This window comes from Pseudomonas sp. FG13, from assembly GCF_057809755.1.
This window is the reverse complement of the sequence record NZ_JBMDKO010000024.1, coordinates 1-18,339: the sequence shown is the minus strand read 5'-3', so window position 1 is coordinate 18,339 and position 18,339 is coordinate 1. Positions and strand designations below refer to the sequence as shown.

Sequence of the window (18,339 nt, the reverse complement as noted above, 5' to 3'; positions counted from 1 at the left end):
AGAATCATCTAGCCGGCCTCCCCACCTCACGGACGCGGCTCGAATTCTCGAAGCACCTTGGAGAGGCTTGAGCACGCGCTGCCCGCAGAGGTACATTAAGAGGCGCAGGCATTGGAGTAGATTTGTGGGGATCCCTCAGAATCTGTCCCCTCTTCCATCCCCTTTTCATAGTACATCGGAGAAAATTTGTCGAATATACCTCGTGAGCCCTTCCATATCGTCATAAGCAGCCGGCCCAAACGCAGGTTCATACGTAGCAAGGTACTGAGCAGGAGTGACCCCCAATGCTGAAGCCTCCTCATTTATTTCCCACAATCGACTAGGCGCTATCGTCCAGTTCACACCCGGCAAGCCGTCGCGCTCATGGTTAATTAACTGCCAGGAAATTTTTCCCGAATACTCTTCAACTGCTTGCCGCAACTTTTGCACTACTGCGCGACACTCGTCTACAAAACGAAATGAAACATAGGGAGGATATCCACTACGATCTAACTTTTCAAAATGGCCGTCAACCCATAATTCCGGATATCGCTGTTGAAACCTTCTCCACTCCAGAGGACTAATTTCATAAAGAACATTCAACAGCTCACCTTCAAGAGCTGTGATCTTTTTTACAGTCATCTTAACCCCTTTAACTTGTCCGAAATATTCACACCTTCAGGATTCAGCCCTCTAATATGTTGCTCCCAGTCTCCCTTCGGGATCGGACTGACCGACAAACGAGGATCATATACATAACGCCCATCTGTATATACTTGGTGATAGAACTGCCCTGGCTCGACCAAACCATTCTCATATACATTTAAGTTACCAGACTCTTTCGGTCTAACCTCAATAATTTTACCTTTACCCCCCGCAGCGTTGAAAAGCTTGCTGGCGATCTCCGAACAATCTGCCCCTGTGCATGCCACCATGTTTTTAATATTCGGACTATCCATCGCGTCGACGACGGACTTGTTCGGCGGATACTCAGGATTAACCGAACGGAACGGTCGATCCATTCCAGGTGGTACAAACTCTACTTGGGGCTCTTTGATGGGATGATTATAGGGCATCCCCGCCTCCGCATCCGGTCCCCCAGGTATCGAATTGCCGGTTTTGCCTGTAGAAACTCCGGTACTCGTAGCCTTGGTTTGCATGAAGCGATCAAGAGCCGCCTCGACAGTGGCCGATGTTCCGCGCGCACTGCCCGAACTCGGCAGAACCAACGAGGCCACACTGGTTGCGATCTCCCACTGGTTAGTGACCTTGGCCAATTTCGTCAGATTGTCTAACGCACGCTCGATCAAGGTATCCTTGTATTGCGTGCAGGTGGCGGTTGTGCAATTGAGATCCTTCAGCGCAGTCAGGCCGCCTTGAATCGAGGTCAGTAGGACTTTAGCGAGCGCCCCACTGACAGCATTCTCCGACCAGTCGTTGGTCTGGTCACTTACCTCTTGGTACTTGCCCCCAACCCAAGTGTTTTTCTGACAGGCTTCATCGTTGCCGCAGCTATTCATGTCCTCGACAAATTCACTCATGTCGGGGTGGTTGAGGTTGTTGTACTGGGTCGCATTGCCAGCTACAAAAGAGCCTGTCTGGAGAGCATCCGTGTCGTCCCCAGCCACTGCGGCTGCGGCCACTACACCCAGCAACTGCGAGGACATGAGCATCAGGCGATCACGATTCTCCGGGGCCATCTGGGCAGACATCCGCCGCAATTGATTAGCGAACGCCTCGTTTACACCCGCCGCCATTGCCCCTACAGCGAAGTCACTGCCTGATGCTTCGGCAATCATGCCACCCACCAAGGCATGCAGAGCGATCTTCTCTGGACTGCCAGTTTTCAGACCAAGATTACCTGCCTGGTCGAAAGAGTAAGCCGCCAAGGTGCTGTAAACCGTCGACTGCAGCATGCCCGCCAGCGTCACGTCTCGACCAAAAGCCTTGGCAATGGCGGCAGCGGAAGCATTGTTGATCAACTGCTGACCAGCAAAATGGCTTACGGCCTCTATCGATCCCAGATCGACCACCGTCTTGCCATTGACCTGTTTGGTCATGGTCATGTCGCCCAGATAGTTATCGGCCACACCGGCGGTAATGGTTGCAATCGCTGCGTCGGTCAGGCCGTCTTTACTGAGTACTGCTTTGAATCCAGCCCCTATGTCGCCATCGTTATTGATAGTCGCCACCGTGCCGGTGGTTGCCAGACTGGATGCCCCCGCCAGGGCCCAACCGCCAAGACCAGCACCCGCCGGGCCGAGCATGACCGTCATCAGGATGGCGATCACCATCTGAGCAGCCGGGCCCAAGCCGGAGTTCGAGTATTTGAAGCTGGTATGAATCTCCTCTACCTGGCGCCAATCAACGCCGCCTTGCGCGTCAAGTTCCTTGAGCCATGCCAGCTTCGGATCAGCCTTGACCATCGCGTCGATGGATGCGCTTACGGTCTGCTGATTGACGTTTCGCACGTCCACATGAATTTTGCCCACCGCATTGATAACCAGGTCTCCCTGAGCAGTCATTTCGCTTTGACGTAACGTCTCATCAGTACGACCATTGCCTTCCATGCTGAACCAGGCGGCGCTGGTTTTGCTCTTCTCGTGACTCTCCTGATGCAGATCCTTCAGGCTTTCAAATGTGATGGAGCCACCACTGTCAATAGTCAGGTCATTACCGCTATTGAGTTTTGCAACTTGGTAGCGCTGGTCCCCATCACTGACCAACGTAAGATTCCCCCCAGTCGTGATCTCACTCCCAATGTTCTTCACATCAGTCACTTCATCACGCTGCGTCTTCTTGCTCCCCCAACTCCCCTTCTTCTTCTCGTCGAACAACGAATAGTCGCTGTCCTGCGCAGCCAGCACGTCCAGGTTCCCACCCGCCACCAGATACGCTTCGTCACCCGCACTGATGCGACTTGAAACAAGCGCCATGTCCTTTCCGGCACTCAAGTCCACATCGCCGCCCGCCGTGACACCGGACATGACCTGGCTGACGTGATCTTCCTGGCGGGTCACTTTTTTGCTTTTCGACAAAGAATGCTCTTCATCCGCCGCCGAGCTGATGCCGAGGTTCTGGGTCGCGGCCATGGCGATGTCGCGCTTGGCATCGACCTGACTGGCAATGACGTTGATGTCGCGCCCCGCCTGGGCTGAGAAGTCGCGTCCCGCGTCTAGGCTGGCGCTGAGTTGGGTGATATCACTGCTGTTGTATCTGCGGCCACGTGACTCACTGTTGGTGACCTGCGTGGACACGATGTTCACGTCCCGTTCGGCGTCCAGCTTCATGTCGAGCCCGCTTTGCAGCACGCCTCCCACTACGTTGATGTCTCGCCCTGCTCCCAGCATGAGGTTGTTCGCCGCCTCGATACGCGCAGCGTTGTCCGCATAGTCGTGATGCTCCGTGCCGAAGCGGCTGCTGCCGTAGGACGACGTAAGGGTGCGCTCGACAAGCACGTCTCCAATCAGCGCGGTCATGCTCACATCGCGACCGGCGATGATGCCGCCCGACTTGTTGACGATGTCGTTAGCCGCCAATACATCCAGACGATTACCTGCCTCGATCAAACCGCTGTTGACCAGGTCTATGCCTGCTGTCGCCGACAGGTTGTTGGAAGCGCGCAGGGTGCCAACGTTATCGAGGTTCTGACCGGCGATCAGCGTCACGTCCTTGCCAGCGATCAGCGCGCCGGTAGGCCCGAGGCGGCCTTCGGCCTGGGCCAGATACAGCACCGGCACCAGGACTTTTTCGCCATTCACTTCGTGTTCTTCGAGCCAGACAATGTCGTGGGTCAGCGCCGCGACTTGCTCGGAGGTCAGCGTTACCCCTACCGACAAACCGAGTGCCTGTTTGCTGGCAACGGCGTTGTTCATCAGGTACTTGAACAAACCTTCGTCGGTAGTCTGGCCGTCGATGAAGCGCTGGCCGGTGCGGGCGACGACCGCTTGCTGGATCAAGCGTTGTTCATAAAGGCCGTCACCCAGGCGCTTGGCGCTTTGATCCGGGTCGTAGCCGAGGTTTTGCAGCAGGTAATCCGAGCTCATGAACGACTTGAGCTCGGTGAGTACCGGGTTGGTTTCGATGAGGTATTTGTGAGCGTTGGAAGGTGCCATGGTGTTCGGCAGGCCGGTAACGCGAGTGGCCGGGCCGTTGGCCGTTACCTGGGGAGCGGCTGGCGTGGGGCTGAGTGTATCTACCGTGCGAGTACTGCCGGAAGGCGCAACCGAGGTGTCGATAACCAGATCGCGTACGCCACCGTTGATCGCGGCAACCAAATGATCTTGTGCCGTGACGGCCCCGCCGCCGATGGTCCACGTCGGTGACGGGCCCACCGAATCGCCTTTACCTATACCGCTCAAACGGAATAGACCGTTCTCTCCGGTTGGCAGAGAAAAACCAGGCAACGTCAGCGGATTGACTTGTTGTTGGGCGAGGTCAGGTGGCAACTGGCTGTTGATGCGGACGACCGCAGTGGTGGTGCCGGCTACCTTTGTATCGACTACTTTATTGGTACCGCCCGAGGAGCCGTAGTCTTCATGGATAACACTGTTTTCAAGATCCTTGGCGGCGGTGATCGAGACATTACCACCCGCCTGGATGATGGCGTTGCGTCCGGTGGCTGTACCGATGGCACCAGTGTTGTCTACGGCGACTTCTACAACAGACTGCGGCGTGTACTGGGTCAGCTGACTCGGCAGTTCGAGCAGGTTATTGGGATCATACAGGGATGGCGTTGAAGTCTCGAAACCGTAGCTCAGTCCTGATAGTCCCCTACCATAGCGGCGCTCGCTGACAACCTCGCCGGTTTCAGTGTCTTTGAGCTGCACGACCGGTATTGAATTTCCCTCTACATCGATGTCTTCAGCTGATTCAGGGATAGCTTTGCGGATCGGACTCCCGACAACCACGTAATACACGTTCGGAAAGTCAGGATTGTTTCGCTGGTTGTATGGCATCACGACATTGGAGAAAAACCGCCCAGTGCCGCCATCGGTCAAATCAAATACATATGACGTGGTGCGTTCGATCGTCCCGCTTTTTGCGCCGATATTTTTGAGGGTGTCCGCCGTGATATTGATGTTGCCGCCTGCGGCGACCGTGCTTTTGCTATTGAGAAAACTTCCACCCTGGAACGTGAAATCCTTGCCGACATTGAGTACGGCAGAGGCGCTGGTGTCGCTGTCAGTGCTTTGGAAGGTTTCCCGCGCCATGATGTAGATGCTGTAGATATCACCCACGCAGTCACCGCAGCTACCGGCAATCACTCCCGACACCAGCTTGCGGTCACCCGACATCACCGCACCTTCGGTGCGATTCTCAAACGCATCAGCGTTGATCGTGAACCCGCCACCACTCTCCATCGAGCCGGAAATGTTGTAGACACCTGAGGCCCGCGGCGCACCGCCATAGCCTGCGATGACCACATTGCCCAGCCCGTAAAGATCACCATGTTGGTTGGTGAAATTACTCACGCCCAGCGTCATGTCTGAGCCGCTGAATACCAACCCACGGTCATTGAGCAGCGACGGGGTTTTCAGAACGAGGTTCCGGGCCGAACCCAAGGTTCCGGAGTTGATGAGGCTGCCGGCCTGGACGGTCAGGTTTGTGTTGGAGGTCAGACGCCCAGCATTGGTCAGTTGTCCGCCTACTTTGACGGTGGAGTCATCCCCACCGGCGATGCTGGAAGAAGCGCTCAGGTTCAGTTGCGCCACAGTCAGGTCGATACCCCCGAGGCTGGACAACCGCCCGCTGCCTCCATAGCTACCACCCAACGCAAGGTTGATGCCACCATCGCTGGCGATCAGACCATCGTTGCTCCAGTTGCCCCCACTGCCCACCAGGCTGGTGGACGCCAGCAACTGCCCGGTGCTGGTCTGGGTGAGGTTGTTGACGTTGACGGTCAGCCGTCCCGCCTGGATCACACTGCTGTTGGTCCAGTTGTCTGCGGTAAGGGTCAGGCCGCCACGGGTGACGAAGTTGCCGCCGGCGTTGTTGAGGTTCGCAGTAGAAATGTCAAAGAGCCCGGTGCCTATATGCAGCAGGCTGCCAGCGGTGTTGAGAAAGCTGGCAGCACCCAGCGTGAGGTCGGTGTTGGCGGTTTCCAGGGTACCGTTACGGTTGTCAAACAGCCCACCAATCTGGAACTCGGTCTTGCCACCGACACCCAACGCCCGCAACTGCCCCGTCTGGTTATCCAGGCTCGCCGCCTTGATCGCCAGGGTGCTGTCACTCTCGATGATGCCCAGGCGGTTGTTCAACGCACCGGTGAGGTTCAGATCGATCTGACTACCCGCAATCTGCCCGTCGTTGTCGCCACTGTTGTCGAAATCGTTGGCGGTAACGCTGACCTTGCCCTTGGCATACAGGCCGCCGTTGCGGTTGTCGAAGTTGCGGGTGGTAACGGTGGCATCGCCGGTCTGCGCCGAGAGGCGTCCACCGTAGTTGTCGAGGCCGCCCAGGGCGATCAGGTTCAGGCGCTGGGCCTGGGTGATGCCGCCCTGGCGGTTGTTGTTCAGGTCGTAGCCGTTTTTCAGCACGCCGCTGAGTTGGGTGGTGAGCAAACCCTGCAGGCTGGCGAGCACGCCGCCACGGTTGTCCAGGTTGCGGGCGACGACCATCAGGTCGCCGGCCTTGGCCTGGAGGCGACCGCTCTGGTTGTCGAGGTCGTTGGTGACGGTCAGGGTCATGGCGCCCTGGCTCTGCACGGTGCCTTTGCCATTGGTGAGGCTGGCGGCGTCGATCTGCACGCCGCCGTTCTGGCTGTAGATCAGGCCATCGGCGTCGTTCTGTACCATGCCGGTGCTGGTCAGGACGAGTTGATCATTGGCGGCGACGGTGCCGCGATTGCGGTTGTCCAGGCCAGCGGTGAGCAAGGTCAGCAGGCCCTGGCTGGCGATCTGGCCGCCCTGGTTGGTGATCTGCGTGGCGCGCTCGACCCGCAGCGGGCCGGCGCTGGCGAGTTTGCCGTTGGTGTTGGTCAGGGCGCCGAGCAGGTCGAGGGTCACGGCGGCGTTGCCGATCAACTGGCCGCCGGTGTTGTCCAGGCCGGTGCCGGTGAAGCTCAGGGCATTCTGGGCGTTGATGGTGCCGCCGGCGTTGCCGAGGGTCATGGCGTTGATGACCAGGGCGTTGCCGCTGTCGATCAAGCCGCTCTGGGCGTTGTTGAGCAGACCGCCGCTGACGGTCAGGGTCTGGTCGCCGCCGCTGGAGAGGATGCCACCGCCGTTGTCCAGGCTGGCAGCGCTGACGGTCAGTTGTTTCTTGCCGACCAGCGCGCCGGCATTGCCGTTGAGCAGCGCCCCGCTGAGGGTGGCGCTGACGTCCTCGTCGCGGCTCGACAGGGTGCCGCTGTTGCGGTTGTCCAGGCTTGCGGCGGTCAGGCCCAGGCCCTTGAAGCCGGACAGCAGACCACCTTGGTTGGTGACGTCGCGGGCGCCCAGGGTCAGTACGCCGTTGCTGATCAGTTGGCCGGCGCTGTTGTCCAGGTCGCGGGCGTTCAGGTCCAGGCTCTGGCTGCTGGAGATTTCGCCGTGTTGGTTGTTCAGGTCTCGCAGGTGTTTGAGGCTGAGAACACCGGCGGTGGTGATGAGGCCGGCGCTGTTGTTGAGGTCGCCGGTGGCGGCGCCGAAGTCGATGGCGATGGCACTACCGAGCAACGAGCCTTGCTGGTTGTTCAGGCCGCTGGTGGTGACGGTCAAGGCATCGGCGGCGCTGATCAGCCCGTTGCCCTGGTTGTTCAACTGGCCGCTGAGGGCCAGGTCGAGGTTGGCGCGGCTGGTCAGGGTGCCGCCGTTGTTGTTCAGGTTTGCGGCTTCGACGTCCAGCGCGGCGGCGGCGATCAGACCCTTGAGGTTGGTCAGGGCGTTATCGACGCGCAGGGTCAGGGCCTGGTTGCTCAGCAGTTTGCCGTTGTCATTGTTCAGGCTTTGCGCAGCCAGGGTGAACGCCTGGGCGCTGGAGATTTCGCCGCCGTCGTTGTTGACGGCCTTGAGGTTCTTGAGCATCAACAGCGGTGCGTTGATCAGGCCGCCCTGGTTGTTGAGTTGGCCCTGGTTGAGGTCCAGGGTCAGGGCCGTATTGCTGAAGAGTTGACCGCCCTGCTGGTCGAGGCTGGACACAGAGGCAGTCAACGCGCTCTGGCTGCCAATGTGCCCGCCGTCTTGGTTGATGAGTTGGGTAGCCTTGAGGTCCAGCGTGCTGCCGCTGTTGAGACGCCCCTTCTGACTGTTGTTAAAAGCGCCGGTGGTGACGCTCACCGCGCCTTTACCGCTGATGGTCCCCTGTTCGCGGTTGTCCAGCGACTTGCTGGTCAGCAGCAACGCGCCGTCGGTGACCAGTTTCCCGCCCTGGTTGTCGAGCAAGCCCAAGCTCTGCACAGTGAGGTCCGCCGCACTGGACAGGCTGCCGCCGGCGTTGGTCAGGTTGGCTGCGGTGACATTCAACGCCCCTTCACTGCTGAGCTGGCCTTGGCTGTTGATCAGGTCTCTGCTCAGGGTGATGCGCTGGTCCTGCTGGCTGTTCAGGTAACCGCCGCTGTTATCCAGCGAGCCACCCTCCAGGATCAGCCCGGTCTTGGCGCTGAGCAGGCCCCTGGTGCGATTGAGCAAGGTGTCCACGGTCAGCTTAAGCATCTGCCCGGCGTTTACCTGGCCGCCATCGCTGTTGTCGAAGTGTTGACTGACCAGGCTGAGGTCTGCATTGCCCGTGAGTTCACCGCCACGGTTGTCGAGGTCGTCTACATCGAGATTCAGCTTTTTTGTTGCGCCGATCAGGCCGGCCTGACGGTTGTCAAGGCTGCCGGCCTTGAGCGTCAAGGCGTCGGTGCTGATCAGCGTGCCCTGGCGGTTATCAAAAGCGCCAAGGGTGGCCGCCAGTCCGGTTTTGCCGGCGATGCTGCCGGTGCGGTTGTCCAGACGACCCGCGACCAACAGCAACGCACCGTCGGCGATCACGGAGCCATGCTGATTGTCGAGCAGCATATCAACCGTCAGGTCGAGTTGGTCACGGCCGCTGATCAGGCCATCGCTGTTGTCCAGGCTGGCGCTTCGGCTGTCCAGCGATGCCGCCGAAATCACACCCCGGGCGTTGTTCAGCAGCTGCGCCGTCTTCAGCACCAGCCCTTGGTTGCTCAGCAGCTTGCCGTTGCGGTTATCCAGGTTCTGCGCGGCAACGGTGAATGCTTGCTGGCTGGAAATTTCGCCGCTCTGGTTGTTGACGTCCTTGAGGTTGCTCAGCAACAGCGCACCCGACGTATTGATCAGGCCGCTCTGGTTATTCAGAAACCCGTGGTTGAGGTCCAGGGTGAGACTGGTATTGCTGAACAGTTCGCCGTTCAGTTGCTCCAGCCCGGTGATGCTGGCAGCCAAGTTTTTTGCACTGGCGATGCGACCGGAGGAGTTATTCACCTGGCCCGCTTTCAATGACAACGTGTCGTTGCTGATCACGCTGCCGCCCAGGTTGCTCAAGGTAGCGGCGCTGTCGATGTTCAGCGCACCAATGCTCGCCAACTGACCCGCATCATTATTAATTTCGGCCGCCTTGACGCTGGCGGTGGTGTCGCTTTTCACGCTGCCTTGAGCGTTGAGCAATTGCCCCTGCAGATCCAGGTTCAACCCTTTTTGTGCGTAAAGGGTGCCTTGCCGGTTGTCCAGACTCCCCGCGTCGAGTGCCAGCAGACCGATCGACGACAGCAAACCAGTTTGATCAAGCAACTGGGCCGAAATGCTGGCGGTGAGTGCGCCATCCGCGAGCAAACGCCCCGCCGTGTTATCCAGCGAGGCAGCGCGCACCGTGACGTTGCCCTGGCTGCTGAGTTGGCCTCCGTTGTTATTCAACTGCCCGACATTGACCGTGAGGTTGCCATTGCTGCTGACGACGCCCTGGGTGTTGAGCAGTGTGTCGGCGCTGACGCTCAGCGTGTTGCTGCTCAGTACCCGGCCATTGTTCTGGTTATCCAGGGTCCCGGCTTTGACAGTCGAGGCCTGCCCGGCACTCAGGGTCCCGCCCTGGTTGTTCAGGGTCTGCGCCACATTGGCCGTCAGGTTGCGGCTGGCGATCACGCTCTTGCCGCTGTTGTTGAGATTCTGCGCGGTGAGGCTGACATCGCCCCCTGCATTGCGAGTGTTGTCCGCATTGACCCCAGCTTCGATGACGCCGTTGTTGGTCAACTGCCCGCCGCTGCTCAAGCTGATCCGGTCACGGGCGGCGATGTTCTGCTGCACATCCAGTGCGCCGCTGGTTTGCATGTTGACGCTGGCACCGTAGACCGCCCCTTGCACGTTGGCGCTGGCGGCCTTGGCGGTGACCGCGCCGGTGGCTGAGGTGTCGGCCAGGCTCAGATGCCCGTTGGCGTCGAGCTGGATATCGCCACCGCTGGCGATCAATTTACCGTCCAGCTTCACGCCGACACCGGCCTCGGTACCCACCAGCTTGATGGCGCCCGCGTACATGCCGCCCAGGGCCGAGGAGTCGATGGCCAGTTGCGGTTTGGTGCTGCCATCGTCGGCGCGGGCGGTGGAATTGAGGCTGGCGGCATCGACGTCGTTGCGACCGGCGACGATGGTCAGGTTCTTGGCCTGGATCTCGGCGTTGATCTTGGCGCTGCGGGTGATGATTTCGAAGCGGTCGACGTTGGTCGCGTTGAGGCCCGCGCCTTCGACGGTGACGCTACCCTGGTCGACCTGGTAGCGCGTCAACTGACCGTTTTCCACCACCGGTTTGCCGGTGGTCAAAGTTGCCTGGGGGGTGTTGATGAAGCCGCAGCCGTTACAGGTGATGCCGTAGGGGTTGGCGACGATGACGTGGGCCGACTGCCCCGCCACCTCGGTGTAGCCACGTAACTGGCTCGGGCTGCCGCCGTTGACTTCGTTGAGGATGGTGGTGGCGGCCGCGCCGTTGAGGTTCGGGTTGCCGAGGATGATCCCGCCCAGTTGCGTGGACTGGGTGCGGGACGTGGCGTTGTTGAGGATGACGCCGTTGCTGCCGACGTTGTAGTCCGTGAACTGGTTGTGGGACAGACCATTACCGTTGGGGCGCGCGATGTTGACGATGGGCACGCCATTGCCCGCCTGGCCGAGGCTGGTGCCCGGCGCACTGACGACGATACCGTCGGCCTGGGCCCACATCGGTTGCCAGAACATGACGTTGGCCAGCAGGAACGCCAGGCCGCGCTTGGGCATGCCGCAGAACCGTTCGCGGTTTTGCAGGGCAGCAGAAGGTTGGCGGGCCAGCAAGGCGTATTGGCGGTCGTCCATGATCAGGTCTCGTTGCAGCAATTTTAAAAGGAGTACGCACGGCGCTTCGCGCTCGGTCGGGGCGTCCGAGCCTTCCAGATTGGGGGGGCGAAGGGGGTGGCCATCAAAATAGTGGCGCAATGGTAAAGAGCCATCATTTTGGCGTCAACTTTGTTTAGTCAGAAGAGAGGGACTTCGTCGAAAAGCCTGCTTTCGCAAGCCAGCCAGCCTCCTTGTGGGAGCGAGCCTGCTCGCGATGACGGCTGCACAGTCAACCTCCCTGCAAGCTGAACCACCGCCATCGCGAGCGAGCTCGCTCCCACAAGGGATTGGGGGCACTCGGGCTTTTTGCATACCCTCGCTTGAATCAGTTGACTCACTGACGCCAGTCACCATCTCGTAACAAATCGTGAATAGCATTTCCGTTGGTACTCACAACCCAACCCTTCCGCCATGCCGGCAGCAGTTCATCCACCACGAGCAGCATGACTGCAGTGGCAAAGAGCGCCGGAACTGCGTTCCCTCCATGAACCGGATGTCATCATGACCACCCCGACCTTTGTCTCAGATTCGATAAGCCCCATCTCAAGACCGCAGCTCAACCGCAAGCCGAGCATGCTGACCCTGATCGTATTTTTCGCAGTGCTGGCCACCGGACTGCTGTTCACCGCCTACAGCCTGGTGCGTGACATGGGCGAATTCGGCACCGTGGTCACCACCTGGACACCGTTCCTGCTGTTGGGCGTGGCGCTGCTGATTGCCCTTGGTTTCGAGTTCGTCAACGGCTTTCACGACACCGCCAACGCCGTGGCGACGGTGATTTACACCAACTCCATGGCGCCGAATTTCGCGGTAGCCTGGTCGGGGTTCTTCAATTTTCTCGGGGTGCTGCTGTCCAGTGGAGCGGTGGCCTTCGGCATCATCGCCTTGCTGCCGGTGGAGCTGATTCTGCAAGTCGGTTCATCGGCCGGTTTCGCGATGATTTTCGCCCTGCTGATCGCCGCGATCCTGTGGAACCTCGGCACCTGGTGGCTGGGCCTGCCGGCGTCGTCCTCGCACACCTTGATCGGCTCGATCATCGGCGTCGGCGTGGCCAATGCCCTGATGCACGGCCGTGACGGCACCAGCGGGGTGGACTGGACCCAGGCTGCCAAAGTCGGTTACGCGCTGCTGCTCTCGCCCCTGGTGGGTTTCGGCTGTGCCGCGCTGCTGTTGCTGGCGCTGCGAGCCTTCGTCAAGAACCGCGCTCTGTACAAGGCACCGGAAGGCAACACCCCGCCACCGTGGTGGATTCGCGGCATGCTGATCGCCACCTGCACCGGCGTGTCGTTTGCCCATGGCTCCAACGACGGCCAAAAAGGCATGGGACTGATCATGTTGATCCTGGTGGGGACCCTGCCGATGGCCTATGCATTGAACCGCACCATGCCTGCCGATCAAGCCTTGCAGTTCGCCGCCGTGGCCGAAGTCACCCAGCAGGCCCTGGTAAAAAGCACACCGCAACCGGCACCGGCAGATCCCCGGGCGGTCCTCTCCGATTTCGTTCGCAGCAAGGAAGCCACGCCGCAACTGGTGCCTGCCCTCGCCGCCCTCACCGGCGCCATCGGGGCTGAGGTCAAGGGCTACGGCTCATTGGCCAAAGTGCCCGCCGAAGCCGTGGGGAACGTGCGTAACGACATGTACCTGACCAGCGAAACCATCCGCCTGATGGACAAGAACAAAATCGGTAACTTCGACGCCGATACCAGCGGCAAGCTGCAATTGTTCAAGCAGCAGATCGACAACTCCACACGGTTCATTCCGCTGTGGGTGAAAATCGCCGTGGCCATCGCCCTTGGCCTCGGCACCATGGTGGGCTGGAAGCGAATCGTGGTGACGGTGGGCGAAAAGATCGGCAAGAGCCACCTCACCTATGCCCAGGGCGCCTCGGCGGAAACCGTCGCGATGCTGACCATCGGCGCCGCCGACATGTTCGGCTTGCCGGTGTCCACCACCCATGTGTTGTCTTCAGGGGTGGCCGGGACCATGGTCGCCAATGGCTCGGGCTTGCAGATGCGCACGATCCGCAACCTGCTTATGGCTTGGGTATTGACGTTGCCGGCGGCGATTCTGTTGTCGGGCAGCCTTTATTGGTTGCTGACCAAATTGTTCTGACGCAGGGACCTGTGGCGAGGGGATTTATCCCCGCTGGGGTGCGAAGCAGCCCTAAAACCTGACAGGACGGTGTGTCAGGCAGTATGTCTGGGGGCGCTTCGCACCCCAGCGGGGATAAATCCCCTCGCCACAAAAAGCTGGGCCAGCTCTCAATCCGCCACAAAGCCCTCTACGAAGGTCTCTCGCAGCCAGGCCGTAAACACACTCACCGCCCGTGGCACATGGGCGGAGTAAGGGCGAATGGCATACAAGTGGGAAGCGAACGCCCCGGTCGACTCCCAGTCGGGCATCACCTCGACGAGCTTGCCGTCACGCAGCGCGGCTTGCGCGCTGAAATCCGGCAGCAAGGCGATGCCTAATCCGCAGAGTGCCGCCTCACGTAACGCTTCGCTGTTGTTGGCGGAAAACACGCCGGTGACCGGCACCGTGGTACGAGGATGATCGGGCGCCGCATTCCTTGGCACGAAGTGCCAGGCCGGCTGATCCTGGCGGGGATAGTAGAGACAATCCTGATCCACCAGCATGTGGGGTTCCGTTGGAATTCCCCGACGCGCCAAGTACTCGCGACTCGCCACCAGAAGCGTGCGAGTACGGCAAAGCGGCCAGGCGACGTGGGTATCCGGTGGGGCCTGTGTATGGCGAATGGCGAGGTCGAACCCTTCCATCGCCAGGGCGCTGATGTTGTCCGACATGGACAGCTCCACGCGGATTTCCGGATAGGCCTGAAAGAACGTCGCCAACCTGGGGACCAATTGCTGCCGGGCCAATGCGACAGGGGCCGTGATCCGAAGCAATCCCCGCGGCGTTTGTGCAAGGTCCTGGACACTGGCAAAACTATGGGCGATTGCACCGAAGGCCGCGCGTGTTTCCTCGACCAGGCCACGGCCGGCATCCGTAAGCCGCACGCTGCGCGTGGTTCGCTGTACCAGGGCGATCCCGGCTTGCCGTTCCAGCTCGGCGATATGCTGACTCATCGCCGCCTTACTGACACCCAGGCGACGTGCCGCCGCGGTAAAACTGCCCTGCTCCGACAACACGGTGAGCCAATGGAGTTGATTCCAGGGGATGTCGAGGGGTGACTTTTTCATAAGGTGATTGTTTGCCAATGTGAACAATGAGTTCAATCTTAGACGGCTAGGCGCGCTAACGCACCCTTCCTACACTCCCGAGGGTTCCCACCCCTCATCGGAGAAACTGCATGACGGATTCTATTGCCCCAATCGATCACTACATCCACGGGCGTCACGTCCCGAATACCTCCGGGCGTTCTCAAGACGTATTCAACCCAGCCACCGGCAGGGTCACCGGCCGTGCGGGCCTGGCCGGTGTCGATCAGGTCAATGCCGCCGTGCAGTCGGCAGCCGAGGCATTTCCCAAGTGGGCCGACACACCGCCGATACGCCGCGCCCGCGTCATGTTCAAGTTTCTTGAGTTGCTGAACAGCCACCGCGACGAGCTCGCCCGGTTGATCACGGCGGAGCACGGCAAAGTGTTCACCGATGCCCAGGGCGAAGTCTCCCGGGGTATCGACATCGTGGAGTTCGCCTGTGGCATGCCCCAGCTGTTGAAAGGCGATTTCACCGAACAAGTGTCGACCGGAATGGACAACTGGACCGTTCGCCAACCGCTGGGCGTCGTGGCCGGCATCACACCGTTCAACTTCCCGGTGATGGTGCCCATGTGGATGTTCCCGGTGGCTATCGCGGCGGGCAACACCTTCGTGCTCAAGCCCAGCCCGACCGATCCGTCACCGTCGCTGTTCATTGCCGACCTGTTCAAGGAAGCCGGTTTGCCGGACGGCGTGTTCAACGTCGTGCAGGGCGACAAAGCAGCGGTCGATGCGCTGCTCGATCACCCTGAAGTCAAAGCCGTGAGCTTTGTCGGCTCGACACCTATCGCCAACTACATCTACGAAACCGGCGCCCGCCAGGGCAAGCGCGTGCAGGCACTGGGCGGCGCGAAAAACCACATGGTGGTGATGCCTGACGCCGACATCGACCAGGTCGTCGACGCGCTGATCGGCGCAGCCTTCGGCTCTGCGGGCGAGCGTTGCATGGCGATCTCGGTGGCGGTGTTCGTCGGGGATGTCGCCGACAAAGTCATGCCGAAACTGGTGGAACGCACCCAGGCGCTGAAGATCCTCAATGGCATGGACCTGACCGCCGAAATGGGCCCGATCGTGTCGAAAGCAGCTCACCAACGCATCACCGGCTACATCGAACAGGGCATCGCCGAAGGTGCGCAAATGTTGGTGGACGGTCGCGACTTCCGAGGAAACGAGGCCGGAGAAGGTTGCGGGGATGGGTTCTGGCTGGGGGGCACGCTCTTCGATCACGTCACGCCGCACATGAGCATCTACAAGGATGAGATCTTCGGCCCCGTATTGGGCTGCCTGCGGGTCAAGGACTTGAAGGAAGCCGTCGACCTGATCAACGCCCACGAATTCGGCAACGGCGTTGCCTGCTTCACCCGCGACGGCAACGTAGCCCGGGAGTTCAGCCGGCGCATCCAGGTCGGAATGGTGGGTATCAACGTCCCGATCCCGGTGCCCATGGCATGGCACGGCTTCGGCGGCTGGAAACGCAGCCTGTTCGGCGACATGCATGCCTATGGCGAAGAAGGCGTGCGTTTCTACACCAAGCAGAAGTCGATCATGCAGCGCTGGCCCGAAAGCATCGGCAAGGGTGCCGAGTTCGTGATGCCGACGGCGAAATAACCCGTCCGCCATGATCGTGAGCCCTGGCGCAACTACTCCGGTAGCGGGCGCCAGGAGCCCCCCGCCTTGGCCATCACGACCACTAGATCCTCACCATCCATTCCCCGTGCACATCCGCTTCCCCGTGCAACACCTCAATCACCCAGTCGATGAACACCCGCACCCGTGGCGACAGCTGTCGATGGGGTGGGTACACGACCGAAATCGGCCACAACGGCACCGCATAGTCGCTCAGAACCTGCACCAGGCGCCCTTCGGCCAACTGCTGCTGAACGTGGTAGCGCGGCACCTGGATCAAGCCGAATCCCGCCTCGCAGGCGCTGACGTAGGCATCGGCATTGTTGACAGTCAGTTCGCCCGGCATCTGCAGCTCACGCACCTGCCCCGCCACCTCGAATTCGAAGGGGAAGTAACGCCCATTGCCGGACGCGAAGCTGATGGCGCGATGCGTCGCCAGGTCCTCCAGTTGCCGAGGCGTGCCCGACCGGGCCAGATAGTCGGGGCTGGCGCAGGTCAGTTGGTGCAATCGCACGATGGGCCGTGCCACCAACGCCTGGTCGGTGATATTGCCGGCGCGGATCGCACAATCCACGCCTTCGCGCTGCAGATGCACTTGCCGGTCATGAAAGCCGATGTCCAGTTGCAGCGCCGGATAGCGTCGATAGAAGTCCGGCAGGCGCGGCAGGATCCAGCTGCAACCGAAGGCGATGGGCATGTCCACCCGCAAGGTGCCGCGAGGCTGGCTCCGTTGTGCCGACAGTGAACCTTCGAGGTCATCGAGATCGTCGAGCAGTTGGCCGCAGCGCTGGTAGTAGGCTTCACCGTCAAGCGTGGCGCGCACCTGTCGCGTGGTGCGCTGGAGCAATTGCACGCCCAGGTGCGCTTCGAGCTGTTGAATCAGCAGGCTGACGGTGGCTCGGGGCAATTCAAGGTCATCGGCGGCCTTGCCAAAACCGCCCAGCTCGACAATGCGCCGGAACACTTGCATGGCCTGTAAACGGTCCAATGGCTCACCTCACTATTTAGAAATCACGAATAGTTAAACCAATATTCGTGGATTTATCCATGCAATCGTTTACCGCAAGCTGAGCGTGTCATTCATCTGCAGGAGCAACATCATGAAAACCCGCCAATTGGGTCATCAAGGTCCCCACGTTTCCGCCATCGGCCTGGGCTGCATGGGCATGTCGGATTTCTATACCACCGGCGGCGACGAACGAGAGTCGATTGCCACGCTGCATCGCGCGCTGGAGCTGGGGGTGACGATGTTCGACACCGCCGATATGTACGGCCCCCACACCAATGAAGAGCTCCTCGGCCGGGCCTTGAAAGGCAAGCGCGACAGTCTCTATCTGGCGACGAAGTTCGGACTGGTGCGCAGCAGCGATCCTCATGCCCGAGGCGTCAATGGTCGTCCCGAATACGTCAGGCAATCCGTCGATGGCAGCCTCAAGCGTCTGGGTACCGATTACATCGATCTCTACTACCAACACCGCATCGACCCTCAGGTGCCCATTGAAGAAACCATCGGAACCATGGCCGAGCTGGTCAAGGCCGGCAAGGTCCGCCAGATCGGCATCTCCGAGGCCAGCGCCGAAACCATTCGACGAGCGCACGCGGTGCATCCACTGGCAGCGGTGCAAAGCGAATACTCGTTGTGGTCCCGCGAGCCCGAACACAATGACGTGCTCGATACCTGCCGTCGCCTGGGCATCGCGTTTGTCGCCTACAGCCCGTTGGGCCGGGGCTTTCTGACCGGCGAGCTGAAGACACCGGAAGACTTCGCTGCCGATGACTATCGCCGCTTCAACCCGCGCTTCCAGGCAGACAACTTCCGTCGCAACCTGATGCTGGTGGAACGGGTCAAGGCGTTGGCCGCGGACAAACACATCAGTGCCTCACAACTGGCACTGGCGTGGGTGTTGGCCCAGGGCGACCATATCATCCCGATTCCTGGGACCAAACAGCGCAAATACCTGGAGAGTAATGTGGCGGCCGCCGAGGTGGTCTTGAGTGCCGATGAACTCGTCCAATTGGATGAGATTTTCGGCGCCAACGAGGCGGTGGCGGGCGAGCGGTACGATGCTCGGACGATGACGTTGCTGGATGGTTGAATGGAGAAGCACGGCTGACATCAACGTCGGCTGATCCACCGCCATCGCGAGCAGGCTCGCTCCCACACGGGATTTGGGGTGTGCGCAGCATTTGCATACACCATCAAACCCTGTGGGAGCCGGGCTTGCCCGCGATGGCGGC

7 protein-coding genes are annotated in these 18,339 nt (G+C 60.3%); 3 read left to right on the top strand and 4 right to left on the bottom strand.

Annotation, left to right across the window (positions count from 1 at the left end; genetic code table 11):
• Positions 1-165 precede the first annotated feature (165 nt).
• Positions 166-621, bottom strand: coding sequence for a hypothetical protein (locus ACODTO_RS18760; protein ID WP_489106880.1), 456 nt, complete (start codon positions 619-621; stop codon positions 166-168).
• Entirely contained in the window at positions 618-11,234 is a 10,617-nt protein-coding gene (locus tag ACODTO_RS18755; RefSeq protein WP_489106879.1) for a two-partner secretion domain-containing protein, read from the bottom strand. Before ACODTO_RS18755 ends, ACODTO_RS18760 begins: the two co-directional genes overlap by 4 nt.
• Positions 11,235-11,756: 522 nt before the next feature.
• Between ACODTO_RS18755 and ACODTO_RS18750 the strand changes: the two genes are divergently transcribed.
• Positions 11,757-13,367 carry an inorganic phosphate transporter gene (locus ACODTO_RS18750; protein ID WP_139642487.1) on the top strand — a complete coding sequence of 537 codons (1,611 nt, stop codon included), beginning with the start codon at positions 11,757-11,759 and terminating at the stop codon, positions 13,365-13,367.
• A 149-nt stretch (positions 13,368-13,516) separates the two neighbouring features.
• Here the strand turns inward: ACODTO_RS18750 and ACODTO_RS18745 are convergent, their stop codons facing one another.
• Positions 13,517-14,455, bottom strand: coding sequence for a LysR family transcriptional regulator (locus tag ACODTO_RS18745; protein WP_489106878.1), 939 nt, complete (start codon positions 14,453-14,455; stop codon positions 13,517-13,519).
• Positions 14,456-14,565: 110 nt separating this feature from the next.
• Between ACODTO_RS18745 and ACODTO_RS18740 the strand changes: the two genes are divergently transcribed.
• The gene (locus tag ACODTO_RS18740; protein WP_489106877.1) at positions 14,566-16,083 is read left to right on the top strand and encodes a CoA-acylating methylmalonate-semialdehyde dehydrogenase; all 1,518 of its coding nucleotides are present in this window, start codon (positions 14,566-14,568) and stop codon (positions 16,081-16,083) included.
• An 82-nt stretch (positions 16,084-16,165) separates the two neighbouring features.
• Here ACODTO_RS18740 and ACODTO_RS18735 read toward each other — a convergent pair whose 3' ends face one another.
• The gene (locus ACODTO_RS18735; protein ID WP_139642476.1) at positions 16,166-17,089 is read right to left on the bottom strand and encodes a LysR family transcriptional regulator; all 924 of its coding nucleotides are present in this window, start codon (positions 17,087-17,089) and stop codon (positions 16,166-16,168) included.
• A 112-nt stretch (positions 17,090-17,201) separates the two neighbouring features.
• Here ACODTO_RS18735 and ACODTO_RS18730 point away from each other — a divergent pair, with 112 nt between their 5' ends.
• Positions 17,202-18,197, top strand: coding sequence for an aldo/keto reductase (locus ACODTO_RS18730; RefSeq protein ID WP_489106876.1), 996 nt, complete (start codon positions 17,202-17,204; stop codon positions 18,195-18,197).
• The last annotated feature ends 142 nt before the right edge of the window (positions 18,198-18,339 follow it).